General features: G+C 62.3%; 18 protein-coding genes. 5 read left to right on the top strand and 13 right to left on the bottom strand.

The features are described from left to right. Window positions 1-131 precede the first annotated feature (131 nt). Entirely contained in the window at window positions 132-1,097 is a 966-nt protein-coding gene (locus ACZYHG_RS28565) for a DMT family transporter (RefSeq protein ID WP_464611418.1), read from the top strand. 21 nt (window positions 1,098-1,118) lie between these two features. Here ACZYHG_RS28565 and maiA read toward each other — a convergent pair whose 3' ends face one another. From maiA to ACZYHG_RS28545, 4 genes are all read right to left on the bottom strand, one after another. Beyond that, window positions 1,119-1,748, bottom strand: a complete 630-nt coding sequence (gene maiA / locus ACZYHG_RS28560) for a maleylacetoacetate isomerase (RefSeq protein ID WP_464611417.1) — start codon at window positions 1,746-1,748, stop codon at window positions 1,119-1,121. Between the two features lie 54 nt (window positions 1,749-1,802). Further along, a complete protein-coding gene (locus tag ACZYHG_RS28555) occupies window positions 1,803-2,609 on the bottom strand; it encodes a helix-turn-helix domain-containing protein (protein WP_464611416.1) in 807 nt (268 codons plus the stop codon). Between the two features lie 131 nt (window positions 2,610-2,740). Beyond that, complete coding sequence (locus ACZYHG_RS28550) at window positions 2,741-3,616, bottom strand: uracil-DNA glycosylase (RefSeq protein ID WP_464611415.1); 876 nt, start codon at window positions 3,614-3,616, stop codon at window positions 2,741-2,743. A 51-nt stretch (window positions 3,617-3,667) separates the two neighbouring features. Next, the gene (locus ACZYHG_RS28545; RefSeq protein ID WP_464611414.1) at window positions 3,668-4,312 is read right to left on the bottom strand and encodes a hypothetical protein; all 645 of its coding nucleotides are present in this window, start codon (window positions 4,310-4,312) and stop codon (window positions 3,668-3,670) included. A gap of 220 nt (window positions 4,313-4,532) precedes the next feature. Between ACZYHG_RS28545 and ACZYHG_RS28540 the strand changes: the two genes are divergently transcribed. Together ACZYHG_RS28540 and ACZYHG_RS28535 are read left to right on the top strand one after the other, a co-directional pair. Then, on the top strand, window positions 4,533-6,212 hold the full coding sequence (locus ACZYHG_RS28540) for an electron transfer flavoprotein-ubiquinone oxidoreductase (RefSeq protein ID WP_464611413.1): 1,680 nt from the start codon (window positions 4,533-4,535) through the stop codon (window positions 6,210-6,212). 61 nt (window positions 6,213-6,273) lie between these two features. Next, window positions 6,274-6,873, top strand: coding sequence for a DUF922 domain-containing protein (locus ACZYHG_RS28535; RefSeq protein WP_464611412.1), 600 nt, complete (start codon window positions 6,274-6,276; stop codon window positions 6,871-6,873). Window positions 6,874-6,932: 59 nt separating this feature from the next. Here ACZYHG_RS28535 and ACZYHG_RS28530 read toward each other — a convergent pair whose 3' ends face one another. The 5 genes from ACZYHG_RS28530 to ACZYHG_RS28510 all read right to left on the bottom strand — a co-directional run bounded on the left by ACZYHG_RS28530 (window position 6,933) and on the right by ACZYHG_RS28510 (window position 10,598). Beyond that, window positions 6,933-7,967 (bottom strand): endonuclease/exonuclease/phosphatase family protein, encoded by a 1,035-nt coding sequence (locus ACZYHG_RS28530; protein WP_464611411.1) that lies wholly within the window; start codon window positions 7,965-7,967, stop codon window positions 6,933-6,935. A gap of 102 nt (window positions 7,968-8,069) precedes the next feature. Further along, on the bottom strand, window positions 8,070-9,533 hold the full coding sequence (locus ACZYHG_RS28525; RefSeq protein WP_464611410.1) for an AMP nucleosidase: 1,464 nt from the start codon (window positions 9,531-9,533) through the stop codon (window positions 8,070-8,072). A gap of 116 nt (window positions 9,534-9,649) precedes the next feature. Continuing rightward, window positions 9,650-9,844 carry a hypothetical protein gene (locus ACZYHG_RS28520; protein ID WP_464611409.1) on the bottom strand — a complete coding sequence of 65 codons (195 nt, stop codon included), beginning with the start codon at window positions 9,842-9,844 and terminating at the stop codon, window positions 9,650-9,652. Between the two features lie 39 nt (window positions 9,845-9,883). Beyond that, entirely contained in the window at window positions 9,884-10,036 is a 153-nt protein-coding gene (locus ACZYHG_RS28515; protein WP_464611408.1) for a hypothetical protein, read from the bottom strand. Window positions 10,037-10,256: 220 nt separating this feature from the next. Then, window positions 10,257-10,598, bottom strand: a complete 342-nt coding sequence (locus tag ACZYHG_RS28510; protein WP_464611407.1) for a DUF2147 domain-containing protein — start codon at window positions 10,596-10,598, stop codon at window positions 10,257-10,259. 450 nt (window positions 10,599-11,048) lie between these two features. Between ACZYHG_RS28510 and ACZYHG_RS28505 the strand changes: the two genes are divergently transcribed. Both ACZYHG_RS28505 and ACZYHG_RS28500 read left to right on the top strand, forming a co-directional pair. Beyond that, entirely contained in the window at window positions 11,049-11,315 is a 267-nt protein-coding gene (locus ACZYHG_RS28505; RefSeq protein WP_010915070.1) for an SEL1-like repeat protein, read from the top strand. 427 nt (window positions 11,316-11,742) lie between these two features. Further along, window positions 11,743-12,864, top strand: a complete 1,122-nt coding sequence (locus tag ACZYHG_RS28500; RefSeq protein WP_464611406.1) for an ABC transporter substrate-binding protein — start codon at window positions 11,743-11,745, stop codon at window positions 12,862-12,864. A 79-nt stretch (window positions 12,865-12,943) separates the two neighbouring features. Here ACZYHG_RS28500 and ACZYHG_RS28495 read toward each other — a convergent pair whose 3' ends face one another. The 4 genes from ACZYHG_RS28495 to ACZYHG_RS28480 form a co-directional block, all read right to left on the bottom strand. Then, the gene (locus tag ACZYHG_RS28495; protein ID WP_464611405.1) at window positions 12,944-14,926 is read right to left on the bottom strand and encodes an acetyl/propionyl/methylcrotonyl-CoA carboxylase subunit alpha; all 1,983 of its coding nucleotides are present in this window, start codon (window positions 14,924-14,926) and stop codon (window positions 12,944-12,946) included. Window positions 14,927-14,975: 49 nt separating this feature from the next. Further along, window positions 14,976-15,350 carry a hypothetical protein gene (locus ACZYHG_RS28490; protein ID WP_464614810.1) on the bottom strand — a complete coding sequence of 125 codons (375 nt, stop codon included), beginning with the start codon at window positions 15,348-15,350 and terminating at the stop codon, window positions 14,976-14,978. Window positions 15,351-15,482: 132 nt separating this feature from the next. Then, window positions 15,483-17,090, bottom strand: a complete 1,608-nt coding sequence (locus ACZYHG_RS28485) for a carboxyl transferase domain-containing protein (protein ID WP_464611404.1) — start codon at window positions 17,088-17,090, stop codon at window positions 15,483-15,485. 1 nt (window position 17,091) lies between these two features. Continuing rightward, on the bottom strand, window positions 17,092-18,255 hold the full coding sequence (locus ACZYHG_RS28480) for an isovaleryl-CoA dehydrogenase (protein WP_464611403.1): 1,164 nt from the start codon (window positions 18,253-18,255) through the stop codon (window positions 17,092-17,094). Window positions 18,256-18,291 lie beyond the last annotated feature (36 nt).

The following is an 18,291-nucleotide window of genomic DNA, read 5'->3' as shown; positions in this document are numbered from 1 at the left end:
TCTTTACACGAAACGGTCCCTCGACAAAACTGCGAGAGGGGCTATCGAGCCTTCTTCCGGTATCGCGGCTAGAGCATGTTCTGTGCCGGCGTTGCCGGCATACAGACGACGATTGAGGACTCATCGCCAGCGTGACATCAGGAGCCGGGGGTCAACCAGAAACAACCGGCGGCCACGGCGCGCTGAGGGGCATTGCCCTGAAGATCGTGTCAGTGGCGGTTTTTGTCGGCATGCAGACCTGCATCAAGGCGGCCGGCGAGGTGCCAGCCGGGCAGATCGTCTTCTTCCGCTCCTTCTTCGCCATCTTCCCGATCATTGCCTTCCTGGCCTTGAAGGGACATCTGGCGACGGCATTCGTCACCAAACGTCCCTTCAACCACGTTGCGCGCGGCGTCGTCGGCGTCGGCGCCATGGGGCTTGGCTTCTTCGCGCTCACCAGGCTGCCGCTGCCGGAGGCGATCACGCTGAACTATGCACAACCGCTGCTGGTCGTGGTGTTCTCCTCGGTCTTCCTTGGCGAGACGATCCGCGTCTATCGCTGGAGCGCAGTCGCGATCGGTCTCATTGGCGTGCTCATCATTTCCTGGCCGGAGCTGACCCTGCTCAACTCGGATGAAGGGCTCGATGATCAGGAGGTCCTGGGCGTCATGGCCGCGCTGGTGGCCGCGGCGATCTCAGCTGTCGCCATGCTGCTTGTGCGCAATCTCGTGCAAACGGAGAAGACAGCGACCATCGTGTTATGGTTCTCGTCGACCGCCAGCGTGCTCTCGCTGCTGACGCTGCCTTTCGGCTGGCAATCGCTGACGCCAGCGCAAGCCGCGCTGCTCGTCATGGCCGGCTTCTGCGGCGGCCTCGGCCAGATCCTGATGACCTCGGCCTATCGCCATGCCGAGGCTTCGGTGGTGGCGCCGTTCGAGTACACGTCGATGATCCTCGGCGTCGTCGTCGGCTATTTCGTTTTCAGCGACGTGACCTCGTTCAGGACGCTGGTCGGCGGCGTGATCGTGGTGGCCGCCGGCATCTTCATCATCTGGCGCGAGCGGCAGCTCGGTCTGGAGCGCCAGCGAGCACGCAAGGTAACGCCTCCGCAGGGGTGAGAAGAGGCCCTCGACCGCTATTCAGCCAGGAAAATCGGACTGCGCTTCGGACCGTGACTGGCGGAAGGCGTCGACCTGGTTGCAAAGATGATCCACGGAAACCAGCAAAGGGTAGGGCGAGAGATCGACGCCGAAACGACGGGCGTTGTTCATTTGAGGGACAAGGTGCAGGTCCGCCCACCCCGGTGCGTCGCCGAAACAAAATGGGTATTTGGTTTCGCGTTGGGTCAGCGTTTCCTCCAAAGCGGCGAAGCCCAGGCTCAACCAGTTTTGTACCCAGCGATCGATACCGGCTTCGTCGATGGAAAATTCGGATTGCAGAAATCGACGAACCCTCTGGACCGTGATGGCATGCATTTCTGACGCAATGTGCGCCCCGAACGCCCGAGCTTGCGCGCGCGTTACGGGGTCCAGAGGCAACAGGCTTGGCTTCGGGTAGAGCTCCTCAAGATATTCGAGAATGGCGGGCGATTGGGCGATAATCCGGCCTTCGATGTCGAGGGCCGGCAGTAAGCCTTGCGGATTGAGGGTTTTGTATTCGCCCGGCGCCAGGGATCGCACCGGCACGTAGGTGAACTGCAATCCCTTCAGTCGAAGCGCAATTCGAGCACGTTCACCGGCCGAATTCTGCCAGCGGGACAGCAGACGCATGTGGTTTCTCCACTCCGCGAACGGTAACAGGCTGCGCGGCAAGCCCGTCAAGGGTCAGCCAGCTCGCTCCTTAGCCAGCCGCACCAGCACCGCCCTTGTCTGCTCATCCGCAGGGAAGAAGGACTCAATCGCCAGTTCCGACAAGGTCACGTCGAGCGGCGTGCCGAACACGGTGATGGTACTTATGAATGACAGCACCTGATCGCCATGGGCAAGCCTGAGCGGATGCACGATGGCATTCGGCTCGACGGATATTGGCCTGCTGCCCCTGAGTCCGGAAGGATAGCCGCGCAATTCGCGTTCCAGTTCGACCAGCACCGGGTCGCCGGCGGCATCGTTCTGGTGCTTGAGACGCTCGAGTAGATGTGTGCGCCATTCCTGGAGGTTGACGATGCGCGGTGCGATACCGCCGGGATGCAGGCTGAGGCGAAGCACGTTGACCGGTGGCGTCAGCAGCGAAGCCTCGCCGACATCGGCAAGGAACGGAGCGATCGCGGCATTGGCCGAAACCAGGTTCCAGTGCCTGTCCACCGCCAGCGCCGGGAACGGCTCATGGCCCTTGAGCACAATCTCGACCACCGCCATCGCTGGTGCCAGCGTCGTGTCGGTAAGCGGCCGTTCGCCGAAGCTCGGCGCAAAGCCCGCGGCCAGCAGCAACTGATTGCGTTGCCTCAACGGGATCGCCAACTGCTCGGCCAGGTGCAGGACCATGTCACGGGAAGGCGCGGCGCGTCCGCTCTCGACGAAGGAGAGATGCCGCTGAGAAATCTCGGCTTCCATGGCGAGGTCGAGCTGGCTCATGCGGCGTCGCGTGCGCCATTCGCGGATGAGGCTGCCGGCGGAGGTTTGGGCTGTTGTCATAGGGAAGATCGTTAGGCTGACAACCGGCGTATTTCAATTACTTGGGAGGTTATCGCTAGAGCAATTTCAGGAAAAGTGTGAAACGGTTTTTCGTCAGAAATTGCTCCGCTTACGCGAAACGGCGAACTGCTCTAAGAGAGCGTCCGCAGCTTCGCCTTCACCTCGAGAAAATCCCGCCATGCCAGCTTCTTGTGGGCGGGTGTCCGCAGCAGATAGGCCGGATGAAGTGTCGGCATGGCCGGAATGGCGATACCGGAGGCGGTGGTGTGGACACGCCAGTTGCCGCGCAGCCGCAAAATGCCCTCCGAGGTGTTGAGCAAGGTCTTGGCCGACGGGCCGCCGAGATTGACCAGCACCTTTGGATTGACCAGCTCGATCTGCCGCTCGATGAACGGCCGGCAGATTTCGGTTTCATGCGGTGTCGGGGTGCGGTTGCCCGGCGGCCGCCACGGAATGACGTTGGCGATGTAGACCGACGTGCGGTCGAGCCCGATCGCGGCCAGCATGCGGTCGAGCAGCCGGCCCGAGCGGCCAACGAAGGGCAGACCCTCGATGTCCTCGTCGCGGCCGGGCGCTTCGCCAACCAGCATGACCGCAGCCTCCGGATTGCCGTCGGCGAATACCAGGTTCTTGGCGGTGGTCTTGAGATTGCAGCCGTCGAAGGCCGCCATATGCTGGCGCAACTCGTCCAGGGTCGTTGCCGTCGTCGCCAACTGGCGCGCAAGTGCTGCCTGTGCTTCGTCTGGCACCGCGGCGACCGATGAACGTGCCGGTGGCGCATCCGGCACTCGGCTCGCATCCAGTCGTGGAGCTGCCGCTGGTCGCTCCGGCGCCTTGTCTTCGCGAGCGGGCGCCGCTGGCGCCGGCGCGCGCTCGACAGGCCTCGGCGCAGCCTCGGCGAAGCGGTTCACCGGGGCGTCTTCCAGCGCCTCATCGACGCCGGCGCTGGCATAGAAGGCCAGGATGTCGGCAATTTCGGTCGGGCTGTTGGGGGAAGCGGCAGTCATGGCACGCACATTCGTCCGCATGACCGCAATTTGCAAGGCTGGCGGCTCGCCCTATCCCGTCGGTATGCGCGGATCCTGCACGACATAGAAGGTCCACCGGGGCGTGTAGTCGGTCATCAGGAACGCGAAGCTGGCCGTCTTGAGCGGATCGACCTTGCCATTCTTGAACAGCAAGCGGTCATAGGGTTCGAAGTCGCGGTCGAAATTGGCGAAATTGCTCGACCGGATATCGTCGGTTGTCTTGTTGCGCTGATCGAACGAAAGCCCGTCGCCAAAGACACTTGGCTGATCCAGTATCTCCTGAAGCTCGAACTGGAACTCGATCCAGGCTTGGCCGCTGTTGTTGAGCACGTCGATGCGCATGTACATGATGCCATTGGCGAACTCGCCCGCCTTGCCGAACGCCTGGATTGGCTTGGTGGTGCGGATGGTCAGCGTCACCGGCGTCGCCGAATTTAGCTCTTCGGTGATGACCAGCGGATCGTCCTTGGTTCCGATGCCGGAGGCTCCGGTGATGCGGAAGCCGCCAAGCTCATCGGAAAAGGAGTAGGCGCCTGTTGCCCAGACTTTCACCCCCTCCGCGGCGGCGTGACCCGGTGCCGATATCAGAAGGGCCAGAAGAATCGCCCGGCAGGCCCGGCCGGACGGGAAAAGGAAGCGCGTTGAAGGAAAGCCGGCTGGCCCAGGAATGCGCATGGCGGGAAGTATGGCCGATAAGCAAGCCGCCGAACAATTAAAAAACGCAAGCGCGGCAGGGCGCATCGGGCACAAACGGCTACCGTGCCGCAGGATGCGCGACTTTTTGGCCAAATCCGCATTGTCACGTATGCGCCGGTTTCCTGTCGCCAATTGATGCGCTATGCAGCGCAGGAGCCAGCAAGATACGCAACAGCGGCAAGCCAGTGCGGAGGGGTTGATGAGCGACATCGAACGCGAAAGCATGGAATTCGACGTGGTTATCGTCGGCGCCGGACCGGCCGGCCTTGCCGCGGCCATCCGCCTCAAGCAGGTCAATCCGGAGCTTTCCGTCGTCGTGCTGGAAAAGGGCGGCGAGGTCGGTGCGCATATCCTCTCCGGCGCCGTTGTCGACCCGATCGGCATCGACCGGCTGCTGCCGGGCTGGCGCGAGGAGGAGGGCCATCCGTTCAAGACACCGGTCACGGCGGATCATTTCCTGGTGCTGGGCCCTGCCGGCTCGTTCCGTCTGCCCAACATTTTCATGCCGCCACTGATGAACAATCATGGCAATTACATCGTCTCGCTCGGCAATGTCTGCCGCTGGCTGGTTGGTAAGGCCGAGGCGCTTGGCGTCGAGATTTATCCCGGCTTTGCCGCCGCCGGCCTGCTCTATAACGATCAAGGCGCCGTCACCGGCGTCGTCACCGGCGACATGGGCGTCGAGAAGGACGGCACGCACGGCCCGGGCTTCGCACCGGGCATGGCGCTGATGGGCAAATATGTGCTGATCGGCGAAGGCGCACGCGGCTCGCTCGCCAAGCAGCTGATCGCCAAATACAAGCTTTCCGATGGCCGCGAGCCCGGCAAGTACGGCATCGGCCTGAAAGAACTCTGGCAGGTCAAGCCGGAGAACCACCGGCCGGGCCTGGTGCAGCATTCCTTCGGTTGGCCGCTCGACATGAAGACCGGCGGTGGCTCCTTCCTCTACCACCTCGAGGATAACCAGGTGGCGGTCGGTTTCGTCCTCCACCTCAATTACAAGAACCCTTATCTGTCGCCGTTCGAGGAATTCCAGCGCTTCAAGACGCACCCGGCAATCGCAGGCACGTTCGAGGGCGCCAAGCGGCTGGGCTATGGCGCGCGTGCCATCACCGAGGGCGGCTGGCAGTCGGTGCCGAAGCTATCTTTCCCGGGCGGCGCGCTGATGGGCTGTGCTGCCGGCTTCGTCAACGTGCCGCGCATCAAGGGTTCGCACAATGCGGTGCTGTCGGGCATGCTGGCGGCCGATCATGTTGCCGAAGCGATCGGTGCCGGCCGCGCCAATGATGAGCTCACTTCCTATGAGGAAGCCTGGCGGGCGACCGACATCGGCAAGGATTTGAAGAAGGTCCGCAACGTCAAGCCGCTGTGGTCGCGCTTCGGCACCATCCTCGGCATTGGCCTCGGCGGCCTCGATATGTGGCTGAACACGCTGTTCGGCGTCTCGCCCTTCGGCACGCTGAAGCACGGCAAGGCCGACTATGCCGCGCTGGAGCCTGCGGCGAAGCACAAGAAGATCGTCTATCCCAGACCGGATGGCGTGCTGACCTTCGACCGCCTGTCCTCCGTGTTCCTGTCCAACACCAATCACGAGGAAAACGAACCAGTCCATCTGCTGGTCGGCGACATGGAGCTGCAGAAGCGCTCCGAACACGATATCTTTGCCGGCCCTTCGACGCGCTATTGCCCAGCCGGCGTCTACGAATGGGTCGACAAGGACGGCAATGCCGCGGCCGATCCCGCCGCCAAGGACGTGCGCTTCGTCATCAACGCGCAGAACTGCGTCCACTGCAAGACTTGCGACATCAAGGACCCGAACCAGAACATCAACTGGGTGCCGCCGCAAGGCGGCGAAGGCCCGGTCTACCAGGGAATGTGAATGCCCTCAGCGTCGGCGGCATGCTACCGTCGGCCTTGGTCATCTTTGAAGGGAAGCGTGGATGCGCTTGCTCGCACGTTCAGTTCTGGCGGTCATCGGCGCGTTGTGCAGCTTTGCCACGGCCGCATCGGCTGATGTCAAAGTCCTGGTGAAGACGCAAACGTACGATATTTCCGGCACGGCGGGAGAGGCCCTGATCGAGTCCATGGACCGCAATGGCCCACGGCATGGCTTCATGGCTCGCGCCATTGCCCAGACCAGCTATACCAAGGATTGGGATTTCGATTTTGTCCAGGTCAAGGGCTCCTGCCGCATCCGCCAAGCCAACGGGACGCTCAACCTGAGCTTTACCTACCCGCATGTTGTTTCCGCGCTGCCGCCGGCGCTTAACACGCGCTGGGCGCGTTTCTTCACCGGTGTTCGCACGCATGAGGAGACGCATGGCGGCATCGCCAGGCAGATGATGGCGGCGACCGAGAAATCGCTTACCGGCCTCACCACTGCGAACGACGCGCAGTGCTCCAAAACACGACGCGAAGCGCGCCGTCGGATCGACGCCATCTTTGACGAGTACGAGGGCAAGCAGAACGCCTTCGACGCGCGCGAGCACCGGGAGGGCGGTCACGTAGAGTATCTGGTCGATGCCCTGGCGAAATCATAGAGCTTCATCAGCGCTTTTCCGGTGAATTCGATGCTCGCCCCGTAAATAACCGGCCAAACTCAGCCTTGTGGTTTGCCCGGCTGAGGCAGGGAGACGGTCGCGGTTTCATGCTCGTCGACCGGTTTCTGCTCCTGCGGCCTGAGCGTGAACTCGACCAGCACCGGCAGGTGGTCGGAGCCGGTATCCTCCAGCCGCGTCGAGGACAGGATCGTCAGACCGCCCTTGCTGAACACTTGGTCGATCGGCAGGCCCGCATAACGGCGCAGGAAGTCCGGCAGTGTCCGGTGGATCCAGGTCGGGCCGGCGGAAGGCATGAGCGTCAGCCCGCCAAGAGCCGCGACCCGCCGCACCGCGGCGCTCCACGGCACGCCGTTGCAATCGCCGGCCATGATCGCGGTCTCGCCGAGCGCGCCCAGTGTTTGCGAGAGTTCGCCGATCTGCCAGTACTGCTCCTTCGGCCACGGCCAGCTCAGATGGATTGCCGCGACATCGACGCTGATCCCGCCGAAGTCGACAGTGGCGATCGCCATCGCGCCGCGCGGCTCGCAGTGCGGCGTGCTGCCGGCGACGAAGGGCCGTCGCGACAGCAGCGCCACGCCGAACATGCCGTTCGGATAGGGGCACAGGATCCGGTAGGGATAGGCGCTGGTGATGGTGCCTAGCTCGGTTGCCCACATGCCGGACACTTCATCGAGGGTAATCACGTCCGGATTGGTGCGGCCGATCAGCGACAGCACTTTCTTCGGCGTCGGGTTGTTGAAGCGCAAATTCATCTGCAGCAGGCTGTAGACAGCCTGGCCGGCGGGCTTGGCGACCGCCGGCTGCGGCCAAAACCCCGGCAGGGCGCTTGCCGTCGTGGCCAGGCAGGCGATGGCAAAAAGAAGCGCTGCCGCCGCCTGCAGCCGGAACGAGGTGGCGAGCAGCGGCAGTGCCAGAAGCGCCATAAGCACGCTGAAGTGGATGCGGAAATGCGAGAAGGAATCGAACGCCGGATGCAGCGCGCCGAAGAACCCCGCCAACAAGGCAGCCGACAATGCTGTCATTGCCAGGAATGCCAACCCAGCCACCATGTTCGAGCGCGCGCCTGTTGTCATTGAGGTCGTGTCTGCTGAATGCCGCCTGCGTTTGATCTGCTTAGCGGCCAAATTGCGGCGTGGGCAAGACGACGAATTGCCTCGCCGCGGCTTCGCGGCCGCCTACTGGAACGCCGTCTCCGAAAAGCTTCTGAGCTTGCGCGAATGCAGCCGTTCCATCGGCATTTCCGAGAGCTTCTCCATCGCCTTGATGCCGATGGTCAGGTGCTGCGCCACCTGGCGCTTGTAGAATTCGGTCGCCATGCCGGGCAGCTTCAACTCGCCATGCAGCGGCTTGTCGGAAACGCACAGCAGCGTGCCATAGGGGACGCGGAAGCGGAAACCATTGGCGGCGATGGTCGCTGATTCCATGTCGAGCGCGATGGCGCGTGACTGCGACAGGCGCTGTACAGGTCCGCGCTGGTCGCGCAGTTCCCAGTTGCGGTTGTCGATGGTGGCGACGGTGCCGGTGCGCATGATGCGCTTCAGATCATAGCCGGACAGGCCGGTGACTTCGGCAACCGCCTCCTGCAGCGCCACCTGGATCTCGGCCAGCGGCGGGATCGGTACCCAGACCGGAAGATCGTCATCCAGCACGTGATCCTCGCGCACATAGGCATGTGCCAGCACGTAGTCGCCGAGCGCCTGCGTGTTGCGCAGTCCGGCGCAGTGGCCGAGCATCACCCAGGCATGCGGCCTCAGCACGGCGATGTGGTCGGTGATCGTCTTGGCGTTCGAAGGGCCGACGCCGATGTTGACCATGGTGATGCCGCCATGGCCGGGCTTCTTCAGATGATAGGCCGGCATTTGCGGCAGGCGCGGCGCTGCCACACCTGAACTCGGTGCGCTTTCTCCGGCCTTGGTGATGACATTGCCCGGCTCGACGAACTCGGAATATCCACCGCCGCCTTCCGCCATCTGCGCGCGAGCGCGGGCGACGAATTCGTCGATGTAGAATTGATAGTTGGTGAACAGCACGAAGTTCTGGAAATGCTGCGGCGTGGTCGCCGTATAATGCGACAGGCGGTGCAGCGAATAGTCGATGCGCTGCGCCGTGAACGGAGCCAGCGGCCTCGGTTCGCCGAAGGCCACTTCGAACGTACCGTTGGCGATCTGGTCGTCGGTGCCGTCGAGGTCCGGCACGTCAAACAGGTCGCGGATCGGCCGCTTGATGCGTTCGGCCGCCGCGCCATCGACATGGGTACCTTCGAGAAAGGCGAAATGCAGCGGGATTGGCGTGGTTGATTCCGAAACGGTGACCGCGACACCATGATTGCGCATGATCAGGCGCAACTGCTCGATCAGGTAGCTCTCGAACAAATCTGGCTGGGTAATCGTGGTCGAAAAATGTCCCGGCGTCGGCATGTGCCCATAGGCCTGCCGCGAATCGATCTGGGTGAACGAATTGGTGGTGACGCCGATCTCTGGATAGAAGGCGCGGTAGCGCTTGCCGTTGTCACCGCCGGCTGCCGCCAGCTCCGCGAAAGAGTCGCGCAGGAACTTGGTGTTGCGGCCGTAGAGAACCTGCAGTGCGGCGACGGCTTTTTCAGCGCTGTCAAAGCTTTGCCGGCCAAAAGGCTCGGGCATGACGACAGATTCGATGGCTTGGGGGTAGATTCGCTTTTCCATGGCTCAATATAGAGACTCGGATGAGCGGTTGGGAGGGGGCTCGCGGCCGAAGGCGCCCAAAGCGCCATTTTTCTTTATCCCCGCTGCAGGCTGACCAGCAGAATGAAACCCACGCCGGAGTTCTTCAAGGCCGGCGCCTCGATCGTCGAGCCGGTATCGGCGCGCATCATCGGAACAGCCAGCACCGGGGCGGCCAGAAGCATCAGGACAAGCACCGCCCGCGGCAGAAGCCGGAGGGTCTTGAGGGTGTTGGCGGCGATGCGGTTCATGGCTTTTGCTTTTCTCTTTGGATCTGTGTCTTTGTCGCTTCAGCGGCGAAAGTGGTTCACGCAATCGAATTGGCAGGAACTGGCTTTGTCCCAGGGGCGTGCAGGCCGGCCCGCTTCGGCGACGAGGATGGCGAAGAACATTCCAAACAGGCTCATCAGCAGGCAGACGATGGTGAAGCGGCGAGCAAGCATTGGGGTCGTGTCTCCTTCAACACGCACGAGATTGCCCCAACGCCTCTGAACCGGCTCTGATGCTGGCGTTCATCTACGGTTCAAATTGATTGACGGGATCTGACCGGGCCGCCGGTGGTCTGTATGGCAGCAGGACAAGAGCATTGTTGCTCGACATGTCGATGAAACGAAAACGGGGCCCGCTGGCCCCGCTTTGAGATTACTTAGAAGGAATGGCCGATCAGAGCTTGTGCCAGGTCTGGCTCTTGCAGATCAGCCCGCCGAGCACGCAACCGCTCATCTTCAGCGAGGTGCCCGACAATGTCGCCTTGCCCGAATAGGTCTTGTCGTTCGCCGGATCGGTGATGCTGCCGGCATATTTGTTATCGCCGGCCGCTTTCAGCGAGCCGATGGTCTTGCCGGCATACTTGCCTGATTTGAGCGTGATGGAAAACGAGCTGCTGCCTGAAATGGCGGCGGTATCGCCGGCTTGCGTCTTCCAGTTGCCCTCGATTGGATCGGCCCACGCCGCTCCGCCCATGATCAATGTGGCTGCAAGAGCCAGACTCACCTTTCGAAACATGTCTTCCTCCCTTTGGATAGCCGGCCGAATGCTCCGCCTCGCCGGTCTGCCGCTTACGCAAACGTAAGCTAATCCAGGTCCCGGCAAAACAAAAGCGGTGCCGCAACGGAAGAGTTTGGGATTTTGAAAGCGCCTGAATCCGCACTGTCGACGAGGAAATGAAAACGATCGGCGCATCGTGTTTGTTTCCTAGGGTTAGCGGAGTGTTGATTCCGCCTCCGAAAATTTTCGTCAAATTTAGCGAAAATCCGCTCAATCGCTGGCTTTGTATCCTTAACGAATTTCAGCGTTTACCTCTTGTTTTAGCTTTGTTTTCCTCAAATTAAGCACGCCATTTAACGACGGATTCAAGCCTGCACGTCATTCTCGAAAGCATCGGAAGAGCAGCCGACGAGAACGAAAGAAGGCAGCTCTCGGGAGCCTGACAGGGGCCACAAACAGGGGACTGAAATGGCACGTTTTGAAATGCTTGAAGCAGGTTTCGGCGCCATGGGGGCAACTGCCCAGGCCGACATTCTTTTCGAACTGGGCATGATGTATGCGACCGGCCGCGACTGCGAGACCGACGTCGTTGCCGCCCACAAATGGTTCAACATCGCCGCCATCAAGGGTTCGGCCCGCGCCGCGGAACTGCGCTCGGAACTGTCGGCGGCCATGTCGAAGGTCGAGATCGCCAAGGCGCTGCGTGAAGCCCGCGAATGGATGACCATGCACTGAGTTTTCGTCAGACGGGGACGCTCCGGCCAAGACCGCTCGAAGACGGTCGGGCCAAAAACAGGGACAAGGCTGCGCAGACAGCCAGGCCAAAGGCCATCAACAACAAGAATGCGGCAGGTGGCGCACGTCTATGCCGCGCGATAGACCATGATCCCGAAAATCGGGAAAGATCACGGTCAAAGGGAAGACAGGGAAGGCGACGTTGGGTTCGCGGCGCGGGGGCGCTGGGGAAACAGCCCGACAGGCAAAAAAACCACGACCAGCCGGAACAAGGCTGGCGTGGCTTTTTTGCGTGGATGACGCCTTGCAGGCCCAATCGAGCGCTGCCGATGCGCCTAGACAGGCCCAATGAAGGATGAAATTGTCCCGCCTCTCTGGAAGAAGCGCGGCCGGGGCGGCCGCGCGTGAGTGGAGGAGTTCTATTGTCATGAAAAAAATGAGTATTTTGAGCGCGGCCATTTTCGGCCTGATGATGAGTGCGCCGGTCGCATTCGCCGACGACATCACCGTTTCGGTGGTCGGCCCGATGACCGGACAGCTCGCCACGATCGGCGATCAGTTCAAGCAGGGCGCACAGGCCGCAGCCGACGCCATCAACGCTGCCGGCGGCGTCAACGGCTCGATGATCAAGCTCGACATCGAGGACGATCAGTGCGACCCCAAACAGGCTGTGTCGGTCGCCAACCGTATTGTCGCCAACGGCGTCAAGTTCATCGATGGCCATGCTTGCTCGGGCTCGAGCATTCCGGCCTCGGCCGTCTATGCCGAAGCCGGTGCCCTGATGATGAGCCCGGCTTCCTCGAACCCGGTGCTGACCGACGCGGCCGCCAAGGCCGGCTGGCCGACCATCATGCGTCTCTATACGCGTGACGATGCGCAGGGCGCCTTCATCGGCCCGTGGATCGCTAAGAAATATGCCGGCAAGAACGTCGTCGTCCTGCACGACAAGAGCGCCTACGGCCAGGGTGTGGCTGACGCCGTCAGGGCAACCATGAATGCCGGCGGCCTCAAGGAAGTCTACTATGACGCCATCAATCCCGGCGAGAAGGACTATTCGGCGCTCGTCACCAAGCTGAAGGATCTCAAGGCCGACGTCGTCTATTTCGGCGGCTATCATCCTGAGGCTGGCCTGATCCTGCGTCAGTCGGCCGAACAGAACTTCAAATTCCAGCTGATCATGCCAAACTCCATCGCCTCGCCGGAATTCTGGCAGGTTGCCGGCCCGGCCGGCGAGGGCACCATGTTCGTGTTTCCGTCGGATCCGCAGGCAAAGCCGGAAGCCAAGGCAGCCGTCGAAAAGATCAAGGCCGGCGGCTTCGTGCCGGAAGGCTTCACGCTGTTCTCCTATGCCGTCGTCCAGGCTTTCGCCGAAGGCATCAAGCGTGCCGGCAGCGACGATCCAGCCAAAGTTGCCGAGGCGCTGAAGAACGGCACGCCGATCAGCACCGTTGTCGGCGACGTCACCTTCGACGAGAAGGGCGACCTCAAGAACGCCAGCTACGACATTAACCAGTGGCATGACGGCAAATACGCGCCGATCGCGCAGTAATCTCAGGCGATGAGATAATCCAGGGAAATGGCCGGGTTCGTCCCGGCCATTTTTCGTTGCGGTCGCCCGATTCCAGCTGTCAGTTGGTGACGGGCGTCGAAGCGCTCTGCTCCTCGACGAAGCGGACAAGCACGGTCCCGTCGCTGACTTGCGCACCTTCCATGGCGATCTCGGCAATCACCCCGTCATGTGGGGCGGCGATGGTGTGTTCCATCTTCATGGCCTCTAGGATCAGCAGAGGTTGTCCCTTGATCACCGTGTCGCCCTTGGCCGCGCGCACCAGCTTGACCAGACCGGGCATCGGCGCGCGCAGGCTGCCGGACGCCGCAGCGGCTTCGTCGGTTCTGGCCAAGGGGTCCGGCACCGCGAACGTATAGCCGATGGCGCCTTCGAACACCGTGATGTGGCCCGGCCAGCGGGCGAGGCGCGGAACAGCGCGAAAATCATGCGCATTGGCGTTGTCATAGGGCGCATCGAGCGCCACCTGGAAGCGCCCGTCCGGCCGCACCGAAACCCTTGCCGCAATATCGGCCTCGCCGAACTTCAGCCGCGTGCTCCGCGCCACGCCATGGAAATGCGCGTAGCCGGAAAGCGACGACCACGGGTCGTTCGATGGTGGCAAGGCTTCTGCACCGGAGGCGGCCAGCGCGGCCGCCGAGATGATCTCGCCGGTTGGCGGTGCGACCTCGGTCAGTGCTGCCTGATGCCTGCCGATCAGGCCGGTGTCGACGTCACCAGTACAAAAATCCGGATCGGCGGCAAGAGCGGCAAGAAAGGCGGTGTTGACGGTGGACCCTGCGATTTCGGTTCGCGACAGCGCCGCGCCCAGCGCCTCCAGCGCCGCTTGCCTGTCCCTGGCATGGACGACCAGCTTGGCGATCATCGGATCGTAATAGGGTGAGATGGCATCGCCGGCCCGCACGCCGGTCTCGATGCGCATCGTGGCACCATCGGGTGCCGAATCCGGAAATTTCAGATGATGCAGCGTGCCGGTCGCCGGCAGGAACCCCTTTGCCGCGTCCTCCGCATAGATGCGCGCCTCGAAGGCATGGCCGGCAAGCGTGATCTCGCCCTGCGTCTTCGGCAGCTTTTCGCCGCTGGCGACGCGCAACTGCCACTCGACCAGATCGGTGCCAGTGACCATCTCGGTGACCGGATGCTCGACCTGCAGGCGCGTGTTCATTTCCATGAACCAGAAGCGGTCGGCTTTTACGCCTTGCGAGGCATCGACGATGAACTCGATCGTGCCGGCGCCGGAATAGCTGATCGCCTTGGCGGCCTTGACCGCTGCATCCGTCATTGCCTTGCGCAAGGCCGGCGTCATGCCGGGGGCAGGGGCTTCCTCGACAACCTTCTGGTGGCGGCGTTGTGCGGAGCAGTCGCGTTCATAGAGATGCACCGCATCTCCGAAATTGTCGCCGAACACCTGCACTTCGATGTGCCGCGGCTTGTCGACATATTTTTCGACCAGCACGCGGTCGTCGCCGAAAGCAGCCTTCGCCTCGCGCCGCGCGCTGGAAAGCGCTTCGGAAAATTCGTCGGGATGTTCGACACGACGCATGCCCTTGCCACCACCGCCGGCGCGCGCCTTGATCAAGACGGGATAGCCGATCTCGCGTGCCTTGGAGGCAAGCAGCACGATCTCCTGCGCTTCGCCATGATAGCCCGGCACCACCGGTACCCCAGCCTTTTCCATCAGCCGCTTGGCGGCGTCCTTCAATCCCATGGCGCGGATCGAAGCTGCCGACGGGCCGATGAAGGTGAGCCCTGCCGCCACCACCTGGTCGACGAAATCAGGATTTTCCGACAGGAAGCCGTAACCCGGATGGATCGCCTGCGCCCCCGTCGCGAGCGCCGCCGCGACGATCTTGTCGCCGCGCAGATAACTCTCGCCGACCGGCGAGGGGCCGATGTGAACAGCCTCGTCGGCCATCTCGACATGCAGGGATTTCGCATCGGCATCCGAATAGACGGCCACTGTGTGCACGCCAAGCTTGCGGGCCGTGCGAATGACACGGCAAGCGATCTCGCCCCGATTGGCGATCAGGATCTTGGTGAACATGGAGCCTCCCGGTTTTGTGGCGGGCGGCACCTGTTCGGCAGACGCCAGCCTACTTGGACGCGGCGATCTCGCAGGCGCCTCCGTTCGTCACCTTGTAGTGCGCGCGCGTGGCCACGCAGGATTTCATCGCAGCCGCTTCGGCGACCTTCTGCGACGGCGCATTCAGGCTTGAGCCGCATATGATGTAAAGGGACATCACCCTGGTGTACGGCGTGGTGGCGTAGGCCGAATGGCCGCCGGCCGCGACATAGGCCTTGTAGCCTTTGTTGCATGGCGACTTGGCATCTCTGGTCAACGCAGGCGGGAACCGCTTGTCCCCCTCGCTTCCCGCCAACGAGCCGGCGGCAATCGCGCCGGATGCTGAGAACATAAGAAGTGCCGAAAGTATTGAGGCGAATGCCTTCGGAAAATATTTCAGCTTCATTTCCACCCAATCCCCATTGCGCGATGTGGCCAAAGCATAAGCCGTAGCGAATATCCTCCATCGTCGCCAGTACTGCGAAGACAGCTCGCAATTTTGTGAGCGGGTGGATGATCTCCCCCATGGCGTTCATCGTCACATCCTGAACACGCCGAAGCGTGTGTCCTCGATCTCGGCGTTGAGTGCCGCGGACAGACTGAGCGCCAACACGTCGCGCGTCCTCGCTGGGTCGATGATGCCGTCATCCCACAGGCGCGCGGACGAGTAGAGCGGATGGCCCTCATGTTCATATTTCATCAGGATCGGTTTCTTGAATTTCGCCTCTTCCTCGGCGCTCCATTCCCCACCCTTGCGCTCGATGCCTTCGCGCTTGACCATGGCCAGCACCGTTGCCGCCTGTTCGCCGCCCATCACCGAGATGCGGGCGTTCGGCCACATCCACAGGAAGCGCGGCGAGTAGGCGCGGCCGCACATGCCGTAATTGCCGGCGCCAAACGAACCGCCGATGATGACGGTCACCTTCGGCACCCTGGCGGTGGCGACAGCCATCACCAGCTTGGCGCCGTCCTTGGCGATGCCGCCGGCTTCGTATTTCCTGCCGACCATGAAACCGGTGATGTTCTGCAGGAAGACCAGCGGGATTTTGCGTTGGCAGCACAGTTCGATGAAATGCGCCCCCTTCAGCGCGCTTTCCGAAAACAGAACGCCATTGTTGGCGATGATGCCGACCGGCATGCCATGGAGGTGGGCAAAGCCCGTGATCAGGGTGGTGCCGTAGTTCTGCTTGAACTCGTCGAACTCGGAACCGTCGACAAGGCGCGCAATCACCTCGCGCACATCGTAGGGTTGGCGCAGGTCCGTCGGCACGATGCCGTAGACTTCGTCTGCCGGATGAAGGGGCGGAATTGGCTTCTGTAAGTTCAGGCTTACGGTCTTGTTCCGATTCAGATTTTTGACGATGCGGCGGCAGATGGCGAGCGCATGGTCGTCGTCCAACGCATAGTGATCGGCAACGCCGGAAAGCCGCGTATGCACCTCCGCGCCGCCGAGATCTTCGGCGCTGACATCTTCACCGGTGGCGGCTTTGACCAATGGCGGCCCGCCGAGAAAAATGGTCGCCTGGTTGCGCACCATGATTGTCTCGTCGGACATCGCCGGCACATAGGCGCCGCCTGCGGTGCAGGAACCCATGACGCAGGCGATCTGCGGCATGCCGGCGGCGGACATGTTGGCCTGGTTGTAGAAGATGCGGCCGAAATGCTCGCGGTCGGGAAACACCTCGTCCTGGTTGGGCAGGTTGGCGCCGCCGCTGTCGACCAGATAGATGCAGGGCAGGTTGTTCTGCAGCGCGATCTCCTGCGCCCGCAAATGCTTTTTCACGGTCAGCGGATAATAGGTGCCGCCCTTCACCGTGGCATCGTTGACGACGACCATCACCTCGGTGCCTTCGACACGGCCGACGCCGGCGATCAGCCCGGCCGACGAAATCTCCTCGCCATACATCGACCATGCCGCGAACTGGCCGATCTCGAGGAAAGGCGAGCCGGTGTCGAGCAATTGGGCGAGACGTTCGCGCGGCAACAGTTTTCCGCGCGAGACGTGGCGCTCACGTGCTTCGTCCGAGCCACCACGCTCGACGCTTGCCGCCTTCTCAGAAATGTCACTGACCAGCACACGCATGCGCTCGGCATTGGCACGGAATGTGTCTGAGGAGGGGGAAATCTGGGTCTGCAGGACCGCCATGCTACACCCCCTCCGCCATGATCTCGCGGCCGATCAGCCAGCGGCGGATCTCGCTGGTGCCGGCGCCGATCTCGTAGAGCTTGGCGTCGCGCAGCAGCCGGCCGGTCGGATAATCGTTGATATAGCCGTTGCCGCCAAGCAGTTGAATGGCGTCGAGCGCCATCAGCGTCGCTTTCTCCGCTGCAAACAGCACGCAGCCGGCGGCATCCTTGCGCGTCGTCTGGCCGCGATCGCAGGCGGCGGCGACGGCATAGACATAGGCGCGAGCAGCGTTCATGGTCGTATACATGTCGGCAAGCTTGCCTTGCACCAGCTGGAATTCGCCGATCGGCTGGCCGAACTGCTTGCGCTCGTGAACGTAAGGGATCGCCACGTCGAGGCACGCCGCCATCAACCCGATCGGGCCACCGGCGAGCACGGTGCGCTCATAGTCGAGACCAGACATCAGCACTTCGACGCCGCGTCCTTCCTCGTGCAGCACATTGTCGAAAGGCACTTCGACATTCTCGAACACGAGTTCGCCGGTGTTGGAGCCGCGCATGCCGAGCTTGTCGAGTTTTTGTGCCACGGAAAATCCGGCCATCGCCTTTTCGACGATGAAGGCGGTGATGCCGCGCGATTTCCGCTCTGGATCGGTCTTGGCGTAGACGACCAGCGTTTCTGCGTCCGGTCCGTTGGTGATCCACATCTTGGTGCCGTTGAGCACATAGCGGTCATTGTGCTTTTCGGCGCGCAGCTTGAGCGAGACGACGTCCGAGCCCGCACCGGATTCCGACATCGCCAGCGCGCCGACGCGCTCGCCCGAGCACAGCGGCGGCAGGAATTTCTCCTTCTGTGCCGGCGTTGCCCAGCGGTTGATCTGGTTGACGCAGAGATTGGAATGAGCGCCGTAGGAGAGGCCGACCGACGCCGACGCCCGGGAAATCTCTTCCACCGCAATCACGTGAGCGAGATAACCCATGCCGCTGCCGCCGAAATCGGGATCGGCGGTGATGCCAAGCAGACCCAGCGCGCCGAGTTCGCGCCACAGATGCGCCGGAAATTCGTTCTGGCGATCGATGTCGTCAGCGATCGGCGCGATCTTGTCCTGCGCGAAGCGCCGCACCAGATCGCGCAGCGCCTCGATGTCCTCGTCATGCCCGAAGCTGAGCGTGTTCGTGTACATGCCGTTCCTCCCCAGTGCCGCATGACCCCGAAAATC

Source organism: Mesorhizobium subarcticum (assembly GCF_055456085.1).
This window is presented reverse-complemented; position numbering and strand designations above follow the sequence as displayed.

Excerpts from the sequence above, each read along its gene's own strand:
- ACZYHG_RS28515 (WP_464611408.1), bottom strand. The coding sequence starts at position 10,036 with ATGCTTGCTCGCCGCTTCACCATCGTCTGCCTGCTGATGAGCCTGTTT.
- ACZYHG_RS28495 (WP_464611405.1), bottom strand. The coding sequence starts at position 14,926 with ATGTTCACCAAGATCCTGATCGCCAATCGGGGCGAGATCGCTTGCCGT.
- ACZYHG_RS28545 (WP_464611414.1), bottom strand. The coding sequence starts at position 4,312 with ATGCGCATTCCTGGGCCAGCCGGCTTTCCTTCAACGCGCTTCCTTTTC.
- ACZYHG_RS28530 (WP_464611411.1), bottom strand. The coding sequence starts at position 7,967 with ATGACAACAGGCGCGCGCTCGAACATGGTGGCTGGGTTGGCATTCCTG.
- ACZYHG_RS28505 (WP_010915070.1), top strand. The coding sequence starts at position 11,049 with ATGGCACGTTTTGAAATGCTTGAAGCAGGTTTCGGCGCCATGGGGGCA.
- ACZYHG_RS28500 (WP_464611406.1), top strand. The coding sequence starts at position 11,743 with ATGAAAAAAATGAGTATTTTGAGCGCGGCCATTTTCGGCCTGATGATG.
- ACZYHG_RS28490 (WP_464614810.1), bottom strand. The coding sequence starts at position 15,350 with ATGAAGCTGAAATATTTTCCGAAGGCATTCGCCTCAATACTTTCGGCA.
- ACZYHG_RS28510 (WP_464611407.1), bottom strand. The coding sequence starts at position 10,598 with ATGTTTCGAAAGGTGAGTCTGGCTCTTGCAGCCACATTGATCATGGGC.
- ACZYHG_RS28535 (WP_464611412.1), top strand. The coding sequence starts at position 6,274 with ATGCGCTTGCTCGCACGTTCAGTTCTGGCGGTCATCGGCGCGTTGTGC.
- ACZYHG_RS28480 (WP_464611403.1), bottom strand. The coding sequence starts at position 18,255 with ATGTACACGAACACGCTCAGCTTCGGGCATGACGAGGACATCGAGGCG.
- ACZYHG_RS28520 (WP_464611409.1), bottom strand. The coding sequence starts at position 9,844 with ATGAACCGCATCGCCGCCAACACCCTCAAGACCCTCCGGCTTCTGCCG.
- maiA (WP_464611417.1), bottom strand. The coding sequence starts at position 1,748 with ATGCGTCTGCTGTCCCGCTGGCAGAATTCGGCCGGTGAACGTGCTCGA.
- ACZYHG_RS28555 (WP_464611416.1), bottom strand. The coding sequence starts at position 2,609 with ATGACAACAGCCCAAACCTCCGCCGGCAGCCTCATCCGCGAATGGCGC.
- ACZYHG_RS28485 (WP_464611404.1), bottom strand. The coding sequence starts at position 17,090 with ATGGCGGTCCTGCAGACCCAGATTTCCCCCTCCTCAGACACATTCCGT.
- ACZYHG_RS28540 (WP_464611413.1), top strand. The coding sequence starts at position 4,533 with ATGAGCGACATCGAACGCGAAAGCATGGAATTCGACGTGGTTATCGTC.
- ACZYHG_RS28525 (WP_464611410.1), bottom strand. The coding sequence starts at position 9,533 with ATGCCCGAGCCTTTTGGCCGGCAAAGCTTTGACAGCGCTGAAAAAGCC.
- ACZYHG_RS28550 (WP_464611415.1), bottom strand. The coding sequence starts at position 3,616 with ATGACTGCCGCTTCCCCCAACAGCCCGACCGAAATTGCCGACATCCTG.